Source organism: Paenibacillus sp. MAH-35 (assembly GCF_058135425.1).
The window spans coordinates 1-17,910 of sequence record NZ_JBYUPU010000036.1; the positions used below are offsets into that span (position 1 = coordinate 1).

Genomic DNA, 17,910 nt, shown 5'->3' on the forward strand with positions numbered 1-17,910 from the left:
TTTCTCTTCTTTTCAGAATATTATCGACAAATAACTGCGTGATCTAAGGAACCGCCGTATACCGAACGGTATGTACGGTGGTGTGGGAGGTCGGCTACTCAATTAATGGGTAGCCTCCTACCCGATTTAAGCTAAAGGGCAGATTAGTATAACTACAGTTTTAATCGACTTGTTTTTTATACTGTTATGTTTGTATAATATAATGAACAAAAGGAGGTTATTTCTTGGATGGTATTCACATCAGGATAGGACACAACTTGCAACGTGTGAGAAAGCAAAGGCAATTAAGCTTAGATAAAATGGCAGATTTAACTGGGGTTAGTAAAGGTATGCTACATCAAATCGAGCGTGGGGACACACAGCCAACAGTGACTACCCTTTGGAAAATTGCTACGGGACTTAATATCTCTTTTTCATCGCTAATTAAAGACGACGAATCTACAATATCCATTGTTAATCAAAAAGAAGTACCAGATATAACGGAGGATAACGGTAATTGTCTAGTCTATTTATTATTTCCATTCAATCCGCAAACTCAAATTGAAATTTTCACGATTGTCTTAAAACCTAAAGGAAACTATGTTTCCAAACCCCACAATGTGGGGGTCGAAGAGTATATTACTGTTATTACAGGGGAATTTAAAATTATGATTAAGGATGACGAGTATACCTTGTCTAAAGGAGGCGCTATACGATTTGCAGGAAACATTACACACAAATATATAAATGACACGGATGAAGATGTCATCCTACAAGTTGTCATGCATTATTCTGAATCGTAAAACTGGTATGTAATTCATGATGTGATAAGGAAGTGCTGATATGGTTGAAAAAGTATTTTGGACAAACCCATATTTAACAAAACTAGATACTCGCATAGCCAGTGTAAACGGAAATGACATTACAGTGGAAAAAACCATCTTTTATGCTTTCTCTGGAGGTCAAGATAGTGATACAGGATTGATTGGTGGGTATTCCGTACATCAAGCAAAGAAAGATGGTCATGAAATCATTTATACAGTAGAAAAAGAACATGATTTAAAAGTTGATGATGAAGTGACGATGACCATAGAATGGGATCGTCGTTATAGACTTATGAGACTACATTTTGCAGCGGAGGTTGTATTAGAATTAGCATATAAACATTTGAAAGGTATCGAGAAAATAGGCGCTCATATCGCTCAAGATAAAGCCCGAATAGATTTCGTATGGCACGAGAACATTTCAAAATCATTTCCTTTGATCGAGAAAGAATCCCGTGAGATCATTGAGGCAAACTTAGACATCACTAGTGCCTTCAGTGACGAAGGAAATAGAAGAAGATATTGGGAAGTTAAGGGTTTTTCAAAGGTTCCCTGCGGTGGAACTCACTTGAAGAAAACAGGTGAAGTTGGAGAAATTATGTTGAAGCGTAATAATATTGGGAAGGGGAAAGAAAGAATCGAAATCTATTTAAGTGAATAGAGAAATTATTTCTTGTAGAACTATACCAGCTAATAGCTTGTCAAGATTCCCATCAAAATAAAAATGAATCATGTGGTATAGTTAAATAAGGGCACACCAAATAACCCTCCAATCCCATTCGTTTTGGAAAGTTATACCAATAATGTTTTTGTTAAACTGGACGGGAATGCTTTTTACTTTTCAAGATTGCGTGTAGCCATTAACCAGCTTATTTGCGCATGCGACCAGAGCCACTTTATGCGGCTTACCTTCGGCTCTCTTACGATCGTAAATATTTGGATGAGCCGACAATTGGGCTGGACATTATCGCCAAATCGCGCATCCGCCAATTTGTGAAAGAAGTGAACAAAGAAAAGCAGACGACGCTCATGTTAACGACCCATGATATGGACGATATTGAGCAAATTTGCAACCGCATCATTATGATTGATCAAGGACAAGTGCTGTATGACGGTTCGTTATCGGCATTCAAGGAAAGCTATGCGGGCGGGCATTTTATCCGCATTGAGCTGGACTCGGACAGCTTTTGGCTTGAGGATGAACGGCTGACCGTTGTCAAAGAAGAAGGGCCGCTGAAAACGATCCAATTTCAGAAAAAGCAGATTACCGTTCCGGAAGTGATTCAAATTTTGACGGCGCACAACCGGGTCAAAGACATCCAGATGCGGGAGACGAGCATTGAAGATATTGTGAAAGATATGTACGAGAGCAGAAGTACGGCAAGCGAAGGCTGAACAGGAGAAGTGATCTGCTCCCGATATTTCTTTACAGTAACATCGGCCCTTGACCAGCAGGCTACGTCTATCGTTCGAATGTACGGATCGCGTTTTTGCGCAACATACCCGGGCTGTTTATTACTTCCCTCTATGGACAAAGTTCCGGGAACTGTCGGGATTACTCGCTTTGCATATCGCGCCATGCATAAAAGGGAGCGAGCTTGCTGCCGCTTTCCAGCTTCCGCATTGTAATCGAGCGGGCTTGCGAAGGCTGGAGCATTTCTTGGTAAAAGCCGTCCAGCGGGTCGCCGAAAGCCGTCGCATCGGCCGCTTCCTGCTTGCTGCACGCATAATAAACGTTGCCGGGTCTGGCCCAATAGATGGCGCCCATACACATCGGGCAAGGCTCGCCGCTGGCATACAGCGTGCAGTCGGATAAATCCGTCGTCTCCAGATGGATGCAGGCTTCGCGGATCGCGAGCAGTTCGGCGTGAGCAGTCGGGTCATGGTCCAGATGAACGCCGTTGACCCCTCTGCCGACAATACGGCCGTTCTTAACGACGAGGGCGGCGAAGGGGCCTCCTCCGCTGCCAGCGTTGAGTTCCGCCATGCGGATCGCCTGCTCCAGCCATTGCTGATGCTGATCCATCCCGATATTCCTCCTTGCGGTATGTACCTGGATTGTTCTGTTTTCGTTGGTACAGAAACTCACAGTTTGCTTTTTGAAGCATTGCTTTGAAGCTTTACCACTTTAGCGAACTCAAGCTTTCTGTAACATTAACAAGGGTGACTGCTTATTATGCAGCCACCCTGTTTTTGGAGTGAAATGGTTTAGAATACTTGGACGACCTCTGTAATGCCTTCCACTTCTTCAACCAGTGCTCTTTCGATACCGGCCTTCAGCGTTATGGTCGAGCTGGGGCAGCTTCCGCAAGCACCCATCAGCTTCAGCTTTACGATTCCGTCCTCTACGTCGACCAATTCCACGTCACCGCCGTCACGCTGCAGAAACGGGCGCAATTTATCCAATACTTCGAGCACTTCATCATAAACAGCTTCTTGTTGTACGTTCTCGCTCATTTGCCTCATCTCCTTTCTCATATTATTATAGTACATTATACACGAAATGAAAATGGTGCGGAACCGGATGGTGGGAACATGAGACCGATCGTAGAATTTTGTACGAACAATATGCATCACGGCACCGATGCCGTCATGCGCGAGCTGGAACAAAATCCGGACATCGACGTCATCGAATACGGCTGTCTCGGCAACTGCGGGCAGTGTTATATGGAGCCCTACGCCCTTGTCAACGGAGAGATCGTACCGGCGGAGACGGCGGACGAGCTGTTGCAGGCGATTTTGCACAAAATCGAGCAGTGGGAGAAGCAGTTCGATTGGCTGGACGAATAAAGCCGGTTCCTCCGGGAACCGGTTTTTCGCCTGCGCGGAATTTCGGGGGGCCGGATTTTATCCGAAATGATGCTTGGACATCCACAAAACTCCGCTTTTCAGCACACGCGGCACTTTCCCCATAATGACCGTCTTTTTGCCCATCATGCCAAATCCGGCGTTTTTGCCGAGCGAACCGAGCACGCCTTTCAGCTTGATCGGCTTCATGACCGGCTTCTCGCCTTTCCAGAGCGCATGCATCACCTCGGCTACCTGGCGGCCCTGTCCTTCGGCGGCTTGAGCGCTCGGGCTGAACGGAAGGCTGGCGCAGTCGCCGACGACGAATACTTCGGGGTAAGCGGGAACTTGATGATACTCGTTAAGCAGCACACGGCCTTGATTGTCTTTGGGCAGGTCCAGATTTTGCACGATCGGGCTCGGCTGAATGCCTGCCGTCCATACGGTCAGATCGGTACTGATTTCCTGCTCGCCGTTATACAGCATTCCCGGCTCGACACGTTGAAGCGATACGCGGGATAACATCTCGATGTCATGCTCGATAAACCAGTCCCGCACATAGGCTTGAAGCTTGTCGGGAAACGACGACAGGATGCTGGCGCTGCGGTCGATCATGCGAATGTTCAGGTCGGGCCGGCTTTCGCGCAGCTCGGAAGCGATCTCTACGCCGCTGAGCCCTCCGCCTACGATCGAAACCTGCGAGTACGGATTCAAATCGTTGATCGCCTGATACGTTTTGCGGGATGCCGACAACGTCTGGATGCCGTGAGCGTACGTATCCGCCCCGATAATGCCGTGGAACTTATCGACACAGCCGAGGGCGATGACGAGCCAATCGTACGAGACGGGATCGTTCTGGTCCATCATCACGAGCTTGTTGTCCAGATCGACACCGGTCACCTCGCCGTACTTCAAAATAATCCGCGGGTCGGTCGGGAACGCCACACGAATCTCCGCTTCCGATACGGTGCCCGCGGCGAGCGCGTAATATTCGGTTTTTAGTCCTTGATACGGCATACGGTCGATCAACACAATCTCCGTGCCGTGAGGGGGATCTTGCTCCAGCAGGTGCAAAGCGAGCGTAAGCCCGCCGTACCCGCCGCCCAAAATGACGAATTTACCCATTCCAGATGAGTTCCTTTCCAAAATCCTTTAGTAACGATGCTAATCTTGATGTTGTTGGTATTAGGGTGTCACGCGAAACGGAAGATTATGAGAAGGCCGGGAGCTTATTAGAAATTACTCGAACACCTGAATTTCGTTGTAGAACGTATCGCGTTCCACTGGAATCCGGTTCGCCCCTTTGATCAGATGCACAAGCTCGTCGCGCGTCAGGCCTTCCGGGGACAAAGCGCCGGCGGAATGGCTGATCCGTTCCTGCACGATCGTTCCGTGAGCGTCGGAGGCTCCGAAGGTGAAGGCGAGCTGCGCAAGCTGCGTGCCCAGGTTGATAAAGTAAGCCTTGACATGCTGAACGTTATCCAGCATCAGCCGGCTGATCGCGATCGTCTTCAGATCGTCGAAAGCGGAAGTGCGGCGCTTGATGCCCATCGTCGTATTGGCCGGTTGGACGGAATTGGGGATGAATACCATGAATCCGTTCGTTTCGTCCTGCAGGCCGCGAAGCTGGAGCATGTGGCGAATCCGTTCTTCCTTCGTCTCGATCGAGCCGTACAGCATCGTCGCATGTGTGCGGATGCCGAGCTTGTGAGCGGTCCGGTGCACGTCGAGCCATTGGTCCGACGTCGCCTTCTCCACGTTCATTTTGCTGCGGTACCGGTCGGTCAAAATCTCCGCGCCGCCGCCGGGCAGCGTGCCCAGTCCGGCTTCGGACAGCTTGACCAGCACTTCTTTGTAGGAAAGTCCGCTGATCCGGGAGAAAAAGTCGATCTCCGCTCCGGTATACGCCTTGATCGTTACGTTCGGATAATTTTCTTTCAGAACGCGGATCGAATTGACGTAGTAGTCGAATGGGACGTGCGGATTATGCCCCCCGGTAATGTGGAACTCGCGCATCAAGGGGTGGTAATGCTTGCCGACATAGTCCAGAATCTGCTTGGGGTTTAGCGTATAAGCTCCTTCTTGTCCTTCGTCGCGGCGGAAATGGCAAAAAGCGCACCGGTCTTCGCATACGTTTGTAAAGTACAGGCTCATGTTCTCAATAAAATAAACTTTGCGGCCGTTTTTGCGAAGGTTTACTTGATTGGCCAGTTGTCCGATCGTCAGCAAATCGTCGGATTCATACAAAAAAACTCCGTCTTCCAGCGTAAGCCGCTCGCCGTTCTCGACCTTGTCGGCAATCTCAGCCATACGCTTGTCGGGGTTCGTTACGATGATGCTCATATAGGTGCTCCTCCTTTGATCTAAGAAGCCATTACGTATTCAAATTCTAAAAGTAGTGGCTCCTTCCTTGCCAAGTGATTCAACCCGAATCGTACCCTTAACCTATCTAATTATAAACCTACCGGGTGGCTCGGGCAACAGCAGGTTTATCCTGCTGCGGCGGGAACCGGCGGGGCGCGGCCTCTTGAGGAGGCAACCGAATAGGAGTATACTGAAAGTGCGAAGGAAACGAAGGAGGGAACGAACATGATTACGATTACGGAGCAAGCTTGCGATAAAATTAAAGAAATGCTGGCCGCCGAGGAAACGCCGAACCTGTTCTTGCGCGTAGGCGTTAAGGAAGGAGGCTGCAGCGGTTTTTCATACGGAATGGGATTTGACGACGATCAGCAAGGAACCGATCAGGTGCTCGATATTAACGGTCTGAAGGTCGTCGTAGACGGCGACAGCACCAAATATTTGCGCGGCCTTGAGATCGACTTCAAAGAGTCGGCGATGGGGGGCGGGTTCACGATCCACAATCCGAACGCAATCGCGACCTGCGGCTGCGGCAGCAGCTTCCGCACGAAGGAAGAGGAAGGCAGGCCGAATCCGGAGCAGTGCTGACCGCCCTTTTACAGTCCAGTTTTTAATAAACGGCCTTCCGGTTGGTGTACGTCTGCGTACGCTTTAACCGGAAGGCTTTTTCTTTTTTGCAGGAAGACCCTCAGCTTTATCCGATGACTCCAAATAAGAAAAGCTTTTAAACGAAGCCTTTTCCACGATGAATGACCCTGCGTAAGCGGAGGCTTTTCTTGGTAAATAATGTTTTATTTTACCGCTTTAACGCTTTAGTAAACTTAAACATTCTTTAACGTTCAAAAAACGCCGCCGGCCAAAAGCCGGGGCGTTGTATGGATGTGTGTTAGCGATCGATACGACAATTAGAGGGTTACTGCGTATTTTTCGACAAAATATGGCTACGTTCCTGCAAACCAATGACGCCATTCTCGAACAAATCGGAATGACCTAAAACAATGGAAGCCCTACCTCTCTTCCATCCTTACGATTCCTTGATCGTGCCAGTGTGAATCAGGTACCTACATCGAATCAAACTCTAAGGGTTATGGAATTTGTAATGGCGTGGAGTAGTTTGGAGGTATAGCAATGCGATAACACACACAATTTATTAATCATATCACGAAAGAAAATAGAAGTCAATCCTCCGAAAATATCATGCGCGCTAGGTCTATTTGTTCAGATTTTGTATAGGAACCTGTCCTACACTGTTGGTTAATCTACAATAGGGCAGCAAAACCTTATACGCTCTGAAGCGATCATGAGGAACAGCCGGCTTTCAGGAGGGTACATAATGGGCAGACGCAGATCGCCGATCATCCGGACATGTCAGTTGGAGGGATGTGGGGAACGGCATTACTCCAAAGGATTTTGCAAAAAGCATTATCACCGCGATCGAAGGCAACAAAGAAAAGAGGAAACGGTCATAACGAAGGAAACCCGGCTGGCCGGCCGGGAGCAATAGGAAATTGCGGACACAGGGTGTTGACCCGAAAGCAAAAGGGATGCTAGGATGGGACTTGTCCCTAATTCAATCATCGAATCAATCAACAATAGTTGTACATTTACATATAACGGGATCGAATTCGGGAATTGTCTCAATTGCCTGTGCCGGAACCAGAGGCGACGACTCCGGTCAAGCGGACTACCGGCAAGAAGACGGGGAGCGCTCGGCACCGCGCAGGCGGGACGGCGGCAACGAGTCAGCGCCAGGGAAAGGAAATCATCATGAATCGCTCCACTTCTGTTCAAACGCTGCTGGGCGGGCTTCAGTGGCTCTTCTTTATGTTTGCCAATACGGTAGTCGTTCCTTTATCTATTGGCGTTGCCTTCGAGCTGTCCGATGCGGAGGTGGCCGCCGCGCTGCAGCGCGCGTTCATCTTGACCGGGGCGGCAAGCGCCCTGCAGGCTTTGTTCGGTCACCGCTATCCTTTGCTGGAAGGCCATTCGGGGATGTGGTGGGGGATGCTGCTCGGCATGGCGGCTTCCGCCCCATCGCTCGGCATGTCTCTTCCCGAGGTAGGCGGAGCGTTGTCGCTCGGCATCCTCACTTCCGGGGTTGTGACGTTTCTGATCGGTGCTACCGGGTTCAGCCATATTCTGGCCCGTCTGTTCGGGCCGGTCGTCACGTGCGTTTATTTATTTCTGCTCGCATTGCAGCTGACGCTGCTGTTCTTCAAGGGCATGCTGGATTACACGCCCGGTCATCCGGTATCGGTGCAAGTGATGCTCTTGTCGCTGCTCGTAGCCGTGCTCGTGATCGTAGTGCAGGCGGGGAAAGGGCCGATCCGCAATTATGCGGTACTGATCGGCATAGCGGCTGGCTGGATCGGTTATTCGCTGTGGCTGGCCTCGCCGGTGACGGAGGCGGGGGGCGGCGGCAGTTCCGCTGGGACGGGCGAAGCGGCTTCCTCGCTGTTGTCCTTGTTTCCGTGGGGGACGCCGCATCTGTCGTGGGGGATATTCTTGACGGCGTTGCTGACGGGGCTGCTGAACGCCTCTAACAATTTGGCTGCGATCCGGGGGGCCGACGAGCTGTACGCGCAGAAGGCGGCTTCGGGTCAATTCCGCCGCTCGTTTATGCTGACAGGAGGTTTTACCGTTCTGGGCGGAGCGTTTGGCTTGGTCCCGTACGCGCCGTTCACCTCGACGCTGGGCTTTTTGCAGACGACCGGACTGCTGAAACGGGCGCCGTTCCTTGCGGGATCGGCGATGTTTATCGTCATCGGACTCGTGCCGCCGCTCGGCACCCATCTGTCGGCGATGCCGCTCAGTGTGGCGCAAGCCGTCCTGTTCGTCGCTTACTGGCCGTTGTTCGGTTCCGCGCTGCGGGTGGCGGCGGGACTGCCGCTTACGAACGGGATGGTGCTGCGTCTGGCCGGGCCTGTTATTCTCGGCGTATCTTTAATGAACATTCCTGCGGAAGCTTTTTTGAACTTGCCGCCTTTTATCCGGCCGATGGTTGGTAACGGACTGTTGATGGGTGTGCTGGTGGCGGTTATAGCGGAAAATGTTTTCATCAGAAGCGGCCGTGACGGCAGCAGCGGGGACGGCTCCCCGATCCGGCCGAAGGTGACCGATAAACGGTAGGATGGAATATGGGAAACGCGCTAGTACAAAGTCAGAGCTGACTGTGTGCCTTGGAACGGCCGAGTGAATCGCCGGTGCCGGGACCGGACGCAGCAAGCGTTTAAGCTCTGATCTCGTACCTTGTCCTCGGACAATAGCGCGTTTTTTTGGTGTTTAACGGAGCGGCCGGCCGGGTATTCATAACTAATTACGCCGAAGAGGAGCTGGTGCGCATGAATTGGACAAGCCAAACGAACCGCAGCCGCCTGACGAATAGGAACGATGCTCCGGATACGGAGCATGTGGAGCGGACCGCGGGACCGGAGAAAGACACGTACCTCGTCTCCGTCTCGAACTTAAGCGTCGTGCGAATCGGCCCGGGCACAGAGCCTATACATTCCGAATACGAGTTCACGATCGAGGCGACGGAGCAGGAGGCCGGGCGGCTGAGCCAGCTGCTGGAGACGCAGCGGGCCGACGACTTCAGCACGTTCGTCCGGACGCCGATTCCTTACAAGTCGGCCGACCGGGACGAAGCGACGAAGGACTACAACGAGCAACTGCTCCGGGTTTATTCTTATTTGTATGAGCTGGGCACGCCGAGAACCCGGGACCATATCGAGCGGACGGGCCTGCTCGCCAAGCTGAGGCATCCCGACTACTCGCACCCCGGGTACAGAGACCGCTGAGCTCCCTTCTTGCCGCTTCCTCCCGGCCCGTCTTCTGTGTAACTTCCTCCTATCTATTAACGTAAAATTAATATTGGACCGCTATAATGATAGGGATGCTTTTCAGGTACTGGAGCGGGGGGATGGAGATGAAGATCGGCGGAGCGGCGCCGGTATGGTGGAGAAGTACGTTTTTCCGCATGTCGCTGCTGCTTTGGATGAAGCTGATTGCACTACGGTTGTTTATATATGAGAAAATCGACTGGAGCGGCGCCGCGCTGGATATGGCCTCGGTTGTCGTGCTGGCCGGACTGGTAGAGCTATTCATGCCGCTTCGCGGGAAAAAAGCCGCCTTCTGGTCGCTCAATATCGTCGTATCGGTGATCCTGTTGTCGGCGACGCTGTATTACACCCATTTCGGATCAATCGTGACTTATACTTCGTTATACGGCTTGAAGCAGGTTATGCAGGTATCGAGCAGCGTCAAGAAGTCGATGCACCCGGAAAACTTCATCTTTTTTGCGGACATGCTGCTTGCGGCGATCGCCTGGCTGATCCTCAGACGCCGCCGGCTCGACGTATGGAGCGGGTTATCGCTTCGAAAAGCTTCGATGACGGCGGTTGTCGTCGTCGCGGTAGCGATATCGGCGCTGTCGATCCGTGCCGAAGGGAAAGTCCGCAACGAGATGATCCGGGCGGAGCAGCTCGGATTTTTCAACTACCAGAGCGCCTTTGCCTGGGACAGCTGGGAGAACAGCCGGACGACCCAATTTGCCGATATCGGACAGGCGGCCGGCGTAATCGAGGCGGTGCAATCGAAATTCCCGTATCGCGGGGCCGATGCTGCCGAAGGCGGACAGCCGAAGCTGTTCGGTTCGCAAAAAGGCAAAAACATAATCGTCGTTCAGATGGAATCGATGCAAAACTTCACAATCGGCTACGAAATCGGCGGCCGGCCGCTGACCCCCGTACTGAACGAGCTCGTCCGGGAAAGCTATCATTTTACAAACGTCTATCAGCAAATCGGTCAAGGAAATACGTCCGACGCCGAGTTTATATTCAATACGTCGCTGTATCCGGCCGGCACGATTCCGATGTCGACCGGCTTCGGCAACCGCGAGCTGCCGAGCTTCCCGAAGCTTCTGAAGCAGGAAGGGTATCAGTCCTTGACGTTCCACGTCAACGACGTCCGTTTCTGGGACCGCGACAAGCTGTATCCGGCGCTCGGATTCGATCGTTACTTCGACAAGCCGTTTTTTACCGGCGATTCGTTTAATGCGTTCGGGGCGTCCGACGAGGAGCTGTTCCGCACCGGAATCCGGGAGCTGGCCGAGCTGAACGAACGCGGCGTTCCGTTTTACGCCCAGTTTATAACCGCCTCCAATCATCATCCGTTTGTCGTGCCGGAGGACAGAAACCAACTGCCGCTATCGTTGGAAACCTATCAGGATACGCAGGTCGGCGCTTATTTGCAGTCGGTCCATTATGCGGACTATGCGCTCGGAACGCTGATCGACGGATTGAAGGAAGCGGGACTGTGGGACAGTACGATTCTCGTCCTGTACGGCGATCATTCGGGTCTCAAGCCGCAGTACAACGATCCGGACGAAGTGTCGAGCCAACTCGGCATCCCGTACCACCCGTATGTCACCCGGTTTAACGTTCCGTTTATCGTCCGCGTGCCCGGACAGACCGAAGGAGAGTCGATCGGACAAGCCGGGGGGCAGCTCGATATGATGCCGACGGTGGCGAACCTGCTCGGCATTCCGCTCCAGGAGCGGGGGTACGTTCATTTCGGACAAGATCTGCTGAATATCGAGCGCAACGTGTTCGGGATTCGTTACTTCCTGCCGACGGGCTCGTTCGTCAACGACGATATCCTGTTTATCCCGGGAGAAGGCTTCGCAGACGGTTCGGCCGTCGATCTGGATACGCTGGAGCCGGTAGCCGACCTGACTCCCTACAAGAAAGATTATTATTACGCGCTGGCGTTAATGCAGATGTCCGACGAGTATATGAAGCTGCTGCCGAAGCGGGAAGGCGCGAATTAGCGGCTCGGCCGGATCATCGGCGAAGCACAAACAGACCCTTTGGACGGGAAGCGTCAGCTTCCGCCGAAGGGTCTGCATTCGTTTATGCGCAAGTGAGCGGAGGCGAAGCTTTACTCCTCCAGCAGCTTAAATCGTTCGAGATGGCTCCATAACCGTTCGCTCCGCAAAATCTCGACCTGCTTGCTTCCCATCAGATCGAAGTGGGGGAACGGCGGCCGGTTATGGATATAGCGGGGGTTCAGGCTGTAAGAGACGCACCACTCGGTTAAACGCGCCAGATCGGAGCACCCCACCTTCGTCACCGTACGCACGCCCGGGAAGCGCGGATCGAGCCAATAATGGGTCAGATACGCGATCTCGCCCCTCAATACGGTTTCCTTCCACTCGTTAAGCTGCTCCCTCGTAATTCCGAATGCCATGCCGGATTCACCCTTACCTGTTCCGTAAAAATGCGGTATTCAAGCGGAAAGGCAGTCAGCCTTCCGCCGGCGGATACTCTGCTTTGAGCTCCTCCAGGCTGCCGTAACGGGCCGTCTCGAACAAAAACTTGGCAGGACCTTTATCGGTACGGTCCTTGATGATATGACCGTAAAATTTGCCTCCGGCGGCAAATACAAACATCGATTTCCCCGGCTCCTCCAAGAGCGGATATTTCTCGACCATCACTCGGAAACACCTCCTGCCTTGATTGTTCTCCGCCGGGAGGCAAATTTCCTGCCTGGCACAGGTGTCCTAGTGGATCAGACGGCTTTCTTTCGCTTTGCGGACAACCCCTGCGCTCACGCGGTTAATCCAGTCCTTCAGCGTAATTCCGATGATCAGGAACAAGGCCGCATAAACGCCGAGCAGGCACAGATCCCGGGTCGCGATGTCCCACAGCAAGCCGCCGACCGCTTCCCGCATCAGGCTGATTGCATAGGTGAACGGAAGAAACGGATGGATCGCCTGGAAAAAGGCCGGTGTCACCTGTACGGGAAACGTACCGCCGGAGCCGGCCAACTGCAGGACGAGCAGGACGATCGCCATCGCCTTGCCGACATTGTCGAACACCGAGACGAGCGTGTAGACGATCAGCATGAATACCGAGCTAATCACGGCGCCGAACCAGACGAACCATACCGGATTCGCCGCATACGTCCCGAGGAAAACCAAGTCTCCGATCGTGACGAGCAGCGACTGCATCACCGCCAGCGTCCAGAATGTAAGGAACCGTCCGAAATAAACGACATAGCCTTCCTGCGGCACGCCGGATTCGTTCCCCGCCTCGACCGACAGCAGCGACACGAGCAGCAGAGCTCCGACCCACAGCGACAAGGTGGTGAAAAACGGGGACATCGCCGAGCCGTAGTTCGGAATCGGGAACAGCCGGTTTTCATGCAGCACGGCAGGCTCGGCGAAAAACTCGCTTGTTTTGTCCGCATCCTTCCGGAGCAGACCGATCAGATCGTTCAGATTCCCTTCCCGCTCCAGCGCCCGTATCCGGTCCGCCAACCCGTGAATTTTGGCGGCGGCTGCCGGGAGGCTGTCGCTGACCGTCTGGAGCGCATTGCCGCTGGCGGCCAGTACGCTTGCGGCGTCGCTGACGAGCCGGGACACTTCGGGCAAAGCCGCATTCGCTTGCTTCAACACGTCCAGCGCCGTTTGGGCCAATTCCCTCGTCCGAATCAGTCCTTGGACGATCTGCGGCATCAGCTCCGTCTCGTAACGGCCCAGCAGCGAGTCCAGCGCTTCGGACGTCTGGCCGGCCCCTTGCTCCAGCTCGCTGAGCAGCGCGTCGTACGATTTGGCGCCAGAGGCGATTGCATCGCGCAGCGAGTCGGTGGTGCGCTGCATTCGCCGGAACGCCTCCTGCGCTTGGCCGAGCTTGTCGGCGGCGCCGCTCAGCGGATTGCCGGTGAGGAAGCCGTTCAGCCGGTTGAACAGCGACAGCAGCACCTCGGTCGTATCGGCAGCCGCCGACAGCCGGCGGGACAGACGCTCAAGCCCGAGCTCGGGAAGGGCGGCGGATGCCGTACCGTCCCAGAACGACTGCACGAGCAGCTTGGCCGAGTCGGCCGTCGTCTTGAGCAGCTGCAGATCGTTGCCTACATCCGGACCGGCCGCCTGAATCGCTTCCGAGCCCCGCTCCAGCACGGCGCTCAGCCGGTCTGCGAGCAGCACGCCGTCCTGCGCCAGCTGTGCGATGACGGGGAGGCGGCTTTGCACGCCGGCGGCGATCTCTTCCGCCTTGCGGACGTCCCGGGTCATCGCGGCCGCCGCTTTCTCGATCTCCGGAATCATTGCCTCCAGCTTGAACAACGTGTCGCGGACCGTCTCGATCGTCGGCCTGCTGCTCTCCAGCTCGATCCCGATTTCGTTCATGATCCGGAAGATCGTCCCGTTCGCCGTTTTAATAAACTGGTGGTTGACCTGCTGGATAATGCCGCTTGCCCCTTTGCCCGTTATTTTCGGAGAAACGGCATTAACCTTCTCGTTGACGTAATAGACAAGCTCGGCCTTCTGCGGATTGTCTGTTACGATCGTGCCGATCTTCGCGGAGAAATCGTCCGGGATGACGATGCTGGCATAATAATCCCCGTGCTGCACCCCACGCATGGCTTTGCCCTCGTTAACGAACACCCACCCGATGGCCGGGTTATTCTTTAGCGATTCGACGATCTCGTCGCCGATGCGGACCGGCTTGCCGCTGATGGCCGCTCCCTGATCGAGATTGGTGACCGCTACGACGAGTCCCCCCGTTTGTCCATACGGGTCCCATGACGCCTCGATGTTGAACCACGCGTACAGCGAAGGAAGACAGACGAGTCCGAGCACGATGACGGCTGCCGCCCAATTGCGGGCGATGCGGCTAAGATCGGCCGTATAAATTCGGAGAATAGGCAGCATGTCCACTCACGCCCTTCCAATATGTTCCGCTATAGTATGGGTGTTACCGGCGGAAGACATACCGGATCTGCGGACGTTAAGCGCCGTCACAAAGAAAAAGCCGCGATCCGCTTGTGGCGAAAACGCAGCTGTTTGGATAGCTGATGATTCCGGGGCTCATAAGACCCGATCAAAAAAGTCGAGCACTTCCTGCCGCATCTCCGGCGTCTCCTGGTGGCCGACGTCGTAACGGAGCAGCTTCCAGGCATCCGCGGAGCCGATCGAGCCGTATACGGTCCGCATCTCCTTGTCGATCCGGTCGAGTCCGGCGGCCGGAGTAAGCTGATCGAGATTGCCTGCCAGACTGAGATGATGTCTGGGCGCGATGAGTCCGTTAATTTGCGAAGCGGTAAAATGGGTAAGCAGGTCGGGCACGTAATAAAATAAGCCGTGCCGGTCCAGACCGCGGTCTTCCAACAGTGCGTGAAAGTCGGTCAGGCAGCAAATGTCGGCTACCGCCTTGATACGGGTGTCGAGCGCGCCGAGCCACCAAGCCATCGTACTGCCCATCGACATGCCGCACGTCCCGATCCGGGAAGCGTCGATGTCCGGACGGGTCACCGCATAATCGACGGCGCGGATGGCATCGTACAGCATCATGCCGAGCATCGAGCGGCCTTGCCAGAGCATTTCCTTGAACACCGACGATTCGGAACGTCCGCTGCGTTCCCCGAATACCCAGGAGTCGATCGCGAGCACGGCGTATCCCCGTTCCGTCAGCGCTTCCCCATAGCCGGGCTGCTGCATGTAAGGCGCGGGAGCGAGCAGCTCCTCCTTGCCGGCCTGGTAAAATCCGCCGTGCGAATGGTGGTACACAATAAGCGGCGATTTCTCCCGCCCGTGCCGCGGCTGCTTCGGAAGCAGCAGGTAGGCGGGAACCGGTTCGATTCCATTCAGGTCCAGTCTGAGCTTCTCCAGCTTGTACGATCCCCGGTCTTCGGTGTGGACGGTCTCTGAGCTGATCGGGCGGCCCCGGGCCGGCAGCCTGCCGAGCAGCGAGTAAAGCTTGTTGCGGCTGCTCCGCTGTTCTGCGAGAAACGGTTCGAGCGCGTCTGTATCCATCATTCATCCCCCTCCGCTTTCTATTGTACCGGAAAGTAGGCGGATCGGAAAACCCGAATGTGTCTTTTTTTGGATGAAAAAGGTATAATGATGCAAATGACAGCGGCAGGCGGATGCTCTGCAGAGGGGGAACCAGGGTGAAAATCAAGATCCATTTGTCGGTAAGCGGCGAGCTGGTAAAAGAAGATGAAGTCGAGATCGAGGATATCAGGCTCGAGGAACTGACCCAGGAAGAGGTGGAGGCGGCCGCGGAAGCGGTAGTGCGTACCTGGGCTGACCGCAAGCTGAGCATCGTCTGGGAAGTTGCCGATCCGGACCGGTCGGATACGTGACGACCGTAACCGGCTCCGGGAACCGGCGGACGGATGATGGAGGCGGCGGAAAGTGCTTCGTGTTCTGCTTCTGAAAGCATCGTTACCGAGTATGAGAAGCAACGTGCCTTGGGCGTCAACCGGACTTGCAGAATAGGAATGAAAGAATTCGCGCCAAAAGCCTTCAACCTGCTGACTTCAGCGGAGTTGGGGGCTTTTGTTTTGGGCTGCAACCGTCCGAAAACGGCCCGGTCGTAAGGCGAAGGACGTACAAATCTATCACGTAAATCTATCTACTAAATAATTCTATAAAATGTTTTTATAGGGGGACGGCCCTGCCAAGCTGTGCATAACTTTATTCACATTATTCGACTCGACCGCCAGACAGCTTTAGACAGTTGTCAACAATGTGCCCACAAGATATCCACAAAAACGTGTGGACAAGGGGGCGGTTGTTCAACAAGATATGCCATGATACGATATAGACAAATAAGGAATGAGTTAAGGTGATGTGAATGAAAACGTTAAGCAACGAAGCGCTGATCGACTGTTACTTGAAGGCGACTGAACTGAAGCTCGACCGGGATTTCTTATCGCTGTTACTCGCAGAAATTAAAAGACGCAAACTAAACATTCATTTTTATGGTCAAGAAGCTCAGGCAAACTGAGCTTTTTTGTTTGTTCTCCCGGCGGGGGACGGCGACGGAGCGAGCCGCTTTACGGCCCGTTCTCCTCGGAATTGCCTTTGCGGATTTTCTCATTTTTGAATTGCAGCGGACTTACGCCGGTCGATTCCTTGAACACTTTGCCGAAGTAGTGGATGTTGCAAAACCCGGTCTTTTCGGCGATTTCCGTTATCGTCCATTGACCGGTCACGAGCAGGTGCTTGGCTATGTTGATCCGCGTAGCCGTTAAATAGTCGGTAAACGTGACGCCGGTCACCTGCTTGAACGTCCGGCTGAAGTGGGAAACGCTCATGTTCGCGATCCGGCTAAGCTCTGCAACCGAGAGCCGTTCGGCGAACCTCTCCTCGATATATTCGAGCACAGGGCGGAGCACGTTCAGATCCGCCTCGACCGGCTGCTGCAACTGCCGCTTGTAATGGCGAAGCATAGCCGTGATCATCCGGTAAATGCACGACTTGATGGCCATCTCATAACCGATGTCCCGCTCCGAATACTCCGTGTCCGCTGTCCGGATACAGTCCTCAAGTTCCCGCGACAACGGATGCGAGCGGCCGATGAAGCTTTGCTCCCGGCTCGTGCGGACGAACAGATTGTATATTTGTCTCGTCTCAAAACCTTCCAGCAGGTTCGTCACGAACATCCGGTCGAAAATCATCCCCTGAATCCAGGGCTTCTCGCCTTCCCCGGTTATTTGAACCGAATGGATCTGCCTGCTGTTGACATAAATAATGTCACTGGCGTTGGCGTAAAACGATTGATTGTCCAGCGTAACCAGAACCCGTCCACGTACAATCCGGATAAATTCGAGATGCTCGTGCCAATGGGGCGAGACGAGATAGCGGCCTTTGGGAGTCCGTACGTTGCTCATTTTAAACGGAAATCGCTTCCCGACAGAAGGATCGTGCTTCAGCTCCATGGAAATCATCCGGATCATTCCTTCCCTTCGTCCGAACAGTTATCGATTACTATACCAGTATACCATGAGTGGCTGACGAAGCGGCAACAAAGCACGATAGCATCAATAAACAGCATCAGCTTATATAGAACGTCCGGGCCGATCCTTAGTACGATAATAGCGCGGGCGCAGGCAGGAGCTCCGATAGGGGAAACGCGGCGCCGGCCGTAGGCAGACCTGTACAAGGCAAGGG

19 protein-coding genes and 2 pseudogenes are annotated in these 17,910 nt (G+C 53.7%); 12 read left to right on the plus strand and 9 right to left on the minus strand.

The genetic code is table 11. The features are described from left to right. The first annotated feature begins 224 nt into the window (after nucleotides 1-224). From AC3Y2E_RS26725 to AC3Y2E_RS26735, 3 genes are all read left to right on the plus strand, one after another. On the plus strand, nucleotides 225-782 hold the full coding sequence (locus AC3Y2E_RS26725) for a helix-turn-helix domain-containing protein (protein WP_379215892.1): 558 nt from the start codon (nucleotides 225-227) through the stop codon (nucleotides 780-782). Nucleotides 783-822: 40 nt separating this feature from the next. After that, nucleotides 823-1,464, plus strand: a complete 642-nt coding sequence (locus AC3Y2E_RS26730) for an alanyl-tRNA editing protein (protein ID WP_379215894.1) — start codon at nucleotides 823-825, stop codon at nucleotides 1,462-1,464. 218 nt (nucleotides 1,465-1,682) lie between these two features. After that, nucleotides 1,683-2,198, plus strand: coding sequence for a hypothetical protein (locus tag AC3Y2E_RS26735; protein WP_379215896.1), 516 nt, complete (start codon nucleotides 1,683-1,685; stop codon nucleotides 2,196-2,198). A 160-nt stretch (nucleotides 2,199-2,358) separates the two neighbouring features. On the opposite strand, the gene AC3Y2E_RS26740 is transcribed toward AC3Y2E_RS26735, so the two are convergent. Both AC3Y2E_RS26740 and AC3Y2E_RS26745 read right to left on the minus strand, forming a co-directional pair. Continuing rightward, entirely contained in the window at nucleotides 2,359-2,829 is a 471-nt protein-coding gene (locus AC3Y2E_RS26740) for a nucleoside deaminase (RefSeq protein WP_379215898.1), read from the minus strand. 182 nt (nucleotides 2,830-3,011) lie between these two features. Then, nucleotides 3,012-3,221 (minus strand): annotated as a pseudogene (locus AC3Y2E_RS26745) (NifU family protein); the annotation flags it as partial. Nucleotides 3,222-3,338: 117 nt separating this feature from the next. Between AC3Y2E_RS26745 and AC3Y2E_RS26750 the strand changes: the two are divergent. Beyond that, nucleotides 3,339-3,593 (plus strand): YuzB family protein, encoded by a 255-nt coding sequence (locus AC3Y2E_RS26750; RefSeq protein ID WP_190932530.1) that lies wholly within the window; start codon nucleotides 3,339-3,341, stop codon nucleotides 3,591-3,593. A gap of 57 nt (nucleotides 3,594-3,650) precedes the next feature. Here the strand turns inward: AC3Y2E_RS26750 and AC3Y2E_RS26755 are convergent, their stop codons facing one another. After that, a complete protein-coding gene (locus AC3Y2E_RS26755; RefSeq protein WP_379215900.1) occupies nucleotides 3,651-4,715 on the minus strand; it encodes an NAD(P)/FAD-dependent oxidoreductase in 1,065 nt (354 codons plus the stop codon). 114 nt (nucleotides 4,716-4,829) lie between these two features. Next, nucleotides 4,830-5,933, minus strand: a complete 1,104-nt coding sequence (mqnE, locus tag AC3Y2E_RS26760; protein WP_379215902.1) for an aminofutalosine synthase MqnE — start codon at nucleotides 5,931-5,933, stop codon at nucleotides 4,830-4,832. Between the two features lie 243 nt (nucleotides 5,934-6,176). Here mqnE and erpA point away from each other — a divergent pair. From erpA to AC3Y2E_RS26785, 5 genes and pseudogenes are all read left to right on the plus strand, one after another. Then, nucleotides 6,177-6,539: pseudogene (gene erpA, locus AC3Y2E_RS26765) on the plus strand (iron-sulfur cluster insertion protein ErpA); the annotation flags it as partial. 745 nt (nucleotides 6,540-7,284) lie between these two features. Next, nucleotides 7,285-7,455, plus strand: a complete 171-nt coding sequence (locus tag AC3Y2E_RS26770; protein ID WP_190932471.1) for a hypothetical protein — start codon at nucleotides 7,285-7,287, stop codon at nucleotides 7,453-7,455. Nucleotides 7,456-7,583: 128 nt separating this feature from the next. Beyond that, a complete protein-coding gene (locus AC3Y2E_RS26775) occupies nucleotides 7,584-9,080 on the plus strand; it encodes a uracil/xanthine transporter (protein ID WP_379215905.1) in 1,497 nt (498 codons plus the stop codon). 212 nt (nucleotides 9,081-9,292) lie between these two features. After that, nucleotides 9,293-9,748 carry a hypothetical protein gene (locus AC3Y2E_RS26780; protein ID WP_379215907.1) on the plus strand — a complete coding sequence of 152 codons (456 nt, stop codon included), beginning with the start codon at nucleotides 9,293-9,295 and terminating at the stop codon, nucleotides 9,746-9,748. Between the two features lie 122 nt (nucleotides 9,749-9,870). Beyond that, nucleotides 9,871-11,778 (plus strand): LTA synthase family protein, encoded by a 1,908-nt coding sequence (locus AC3Y2E_RS26785; RefSeq protein WP_379215909.1) that lies wholly within the window; start codon nucleotides 9,871-9,873, stop codon nucleotides 11,776-11,778. Between the two features lie 110 nt (nucleotides 11,779-11,888). Here AC3Y2E_RS26785 and AC3Y2E_RS26790 read toward each other — a convergent pair whose 3' ends face one another. The 4 genes from AC3Y2E_RS26790 to AC3Y2E_RS26805 form a co-directional block, all read right to left on the minus strand. Then, nucleotides 11,889-12,197 (minus strand): hypothetical protein, encoded by a 309-nt coding sequence (locus AC3Y2E_RS26790; RefSeq protein WP_190932468.1) that lies wholly within the window; start codon nucleotides 12,195-12,197, stop codon nucleotides 11,889-11,891. A 55-nt stretch (nucleotides 12,198-12,252) separates the two neighbouring features. After that, nucleotides 12,253-12,441: a hypothetical protein gene (locus tag AC3Y2E_RS26795; RefSeq protein WP_379215987.1), complete on the minus strand. Its 189-nt coding sequence runs from the start codon at nucleotides 12,439-12,441 to the stop codon at nucleotides 12,253-12,255. Between the two features lie 69 nt (nucleotides 12,442-12,510). Beyond that, nucleotides 12,511-14,664: a YhgE/Pip family protein gene (locus AC3Y2E_RS26800; RefSeq protein WP_379215989.1), complete on the minus strand. Its 2,154-nt coding sequence runs from the start codon at nucleotides 14,662-14,664 to the stop codon at nucleotides 12,511-12,513. A 156-nt stretch (nucleotides 14,665-14,820) separates the two neighbouring features. After that, complete coding sequence (locus tag AC3Y2E_RS26805; protein ID WP_379215914.1) at nucleotides 14,821-15,768, minus strand: alpha/beta hydrolase; 948 nt, start codon at nucleotides 15,766-15,768, stop codon at nucleotides 14,821-14,823. A gap of 134 nt (nucleotides 15,769-15,902) precedes the next feature. Between AC3Y2E_RS26805 and AC3Y2E_RS26810 the strand changes: the two genes are divergently transcribed. From AC3Y2E_RS26810 to AC3Y2E_RS26820, 3 genes are all read left to right on the plus strand, one after another. Then, complete coding sequence (locus AC3Y2E_RS26810; RefSeq protein WP_379215916.1) at nucleotides 15,903-16,097, plus strand: hypothetical protein; 195 nt, start codon at nucleotides 15,903-15,905, stop codon at nucleotides 16,095-16,097. 33 nt (nucleotides 16,098-16,130) lie between these two features. Further along, nucleotides 16,131-16,334: a hypothetical protein gene (locus tag AC3Y2E_RS26815; protein WP_379215918.1), complete on the plus strand. Its 204-nt coding sequence runs from the start codon at nucleotides 16,131-16,133 to the stop codon at nucleotides 16,332-16,334. 257 nt (nucleotides 16,335-16,591) lie between these two features. After that, nucleotides 16,592-16,744 (plus strand): sporulation histidine kinase inhibitor Sda, encoded by a 153-nt coding sequence (locus AC3Y2E_RS26820; protein WP_190932464.1) that lies wholly within the window; start codon nucleotides 16,592-16,594, stop codon nucleotides 16,742-16,744. Between the two features lie 49 nt (nucleotides 16,745-16,793). Here AC3Y2E_RS26820 and AC3Y2E_RS26825 read toward each other — a convergent pair whose 3' ends face one another. Beyond that, on the minus strand, nucleotides 16,794-17,696 hold the full coding sequence (locus AC3Y2E_RS26825) for a helix-turn-helix domain-containing protein (protein WP_379215921.1): 903 nt from the start codon (nucleotides 17,694-17,696) through the stop codon (nucleotides 16,794-16,796). Nucleotides 17,697-17,910: the final 214 nt, after the last annotated feature.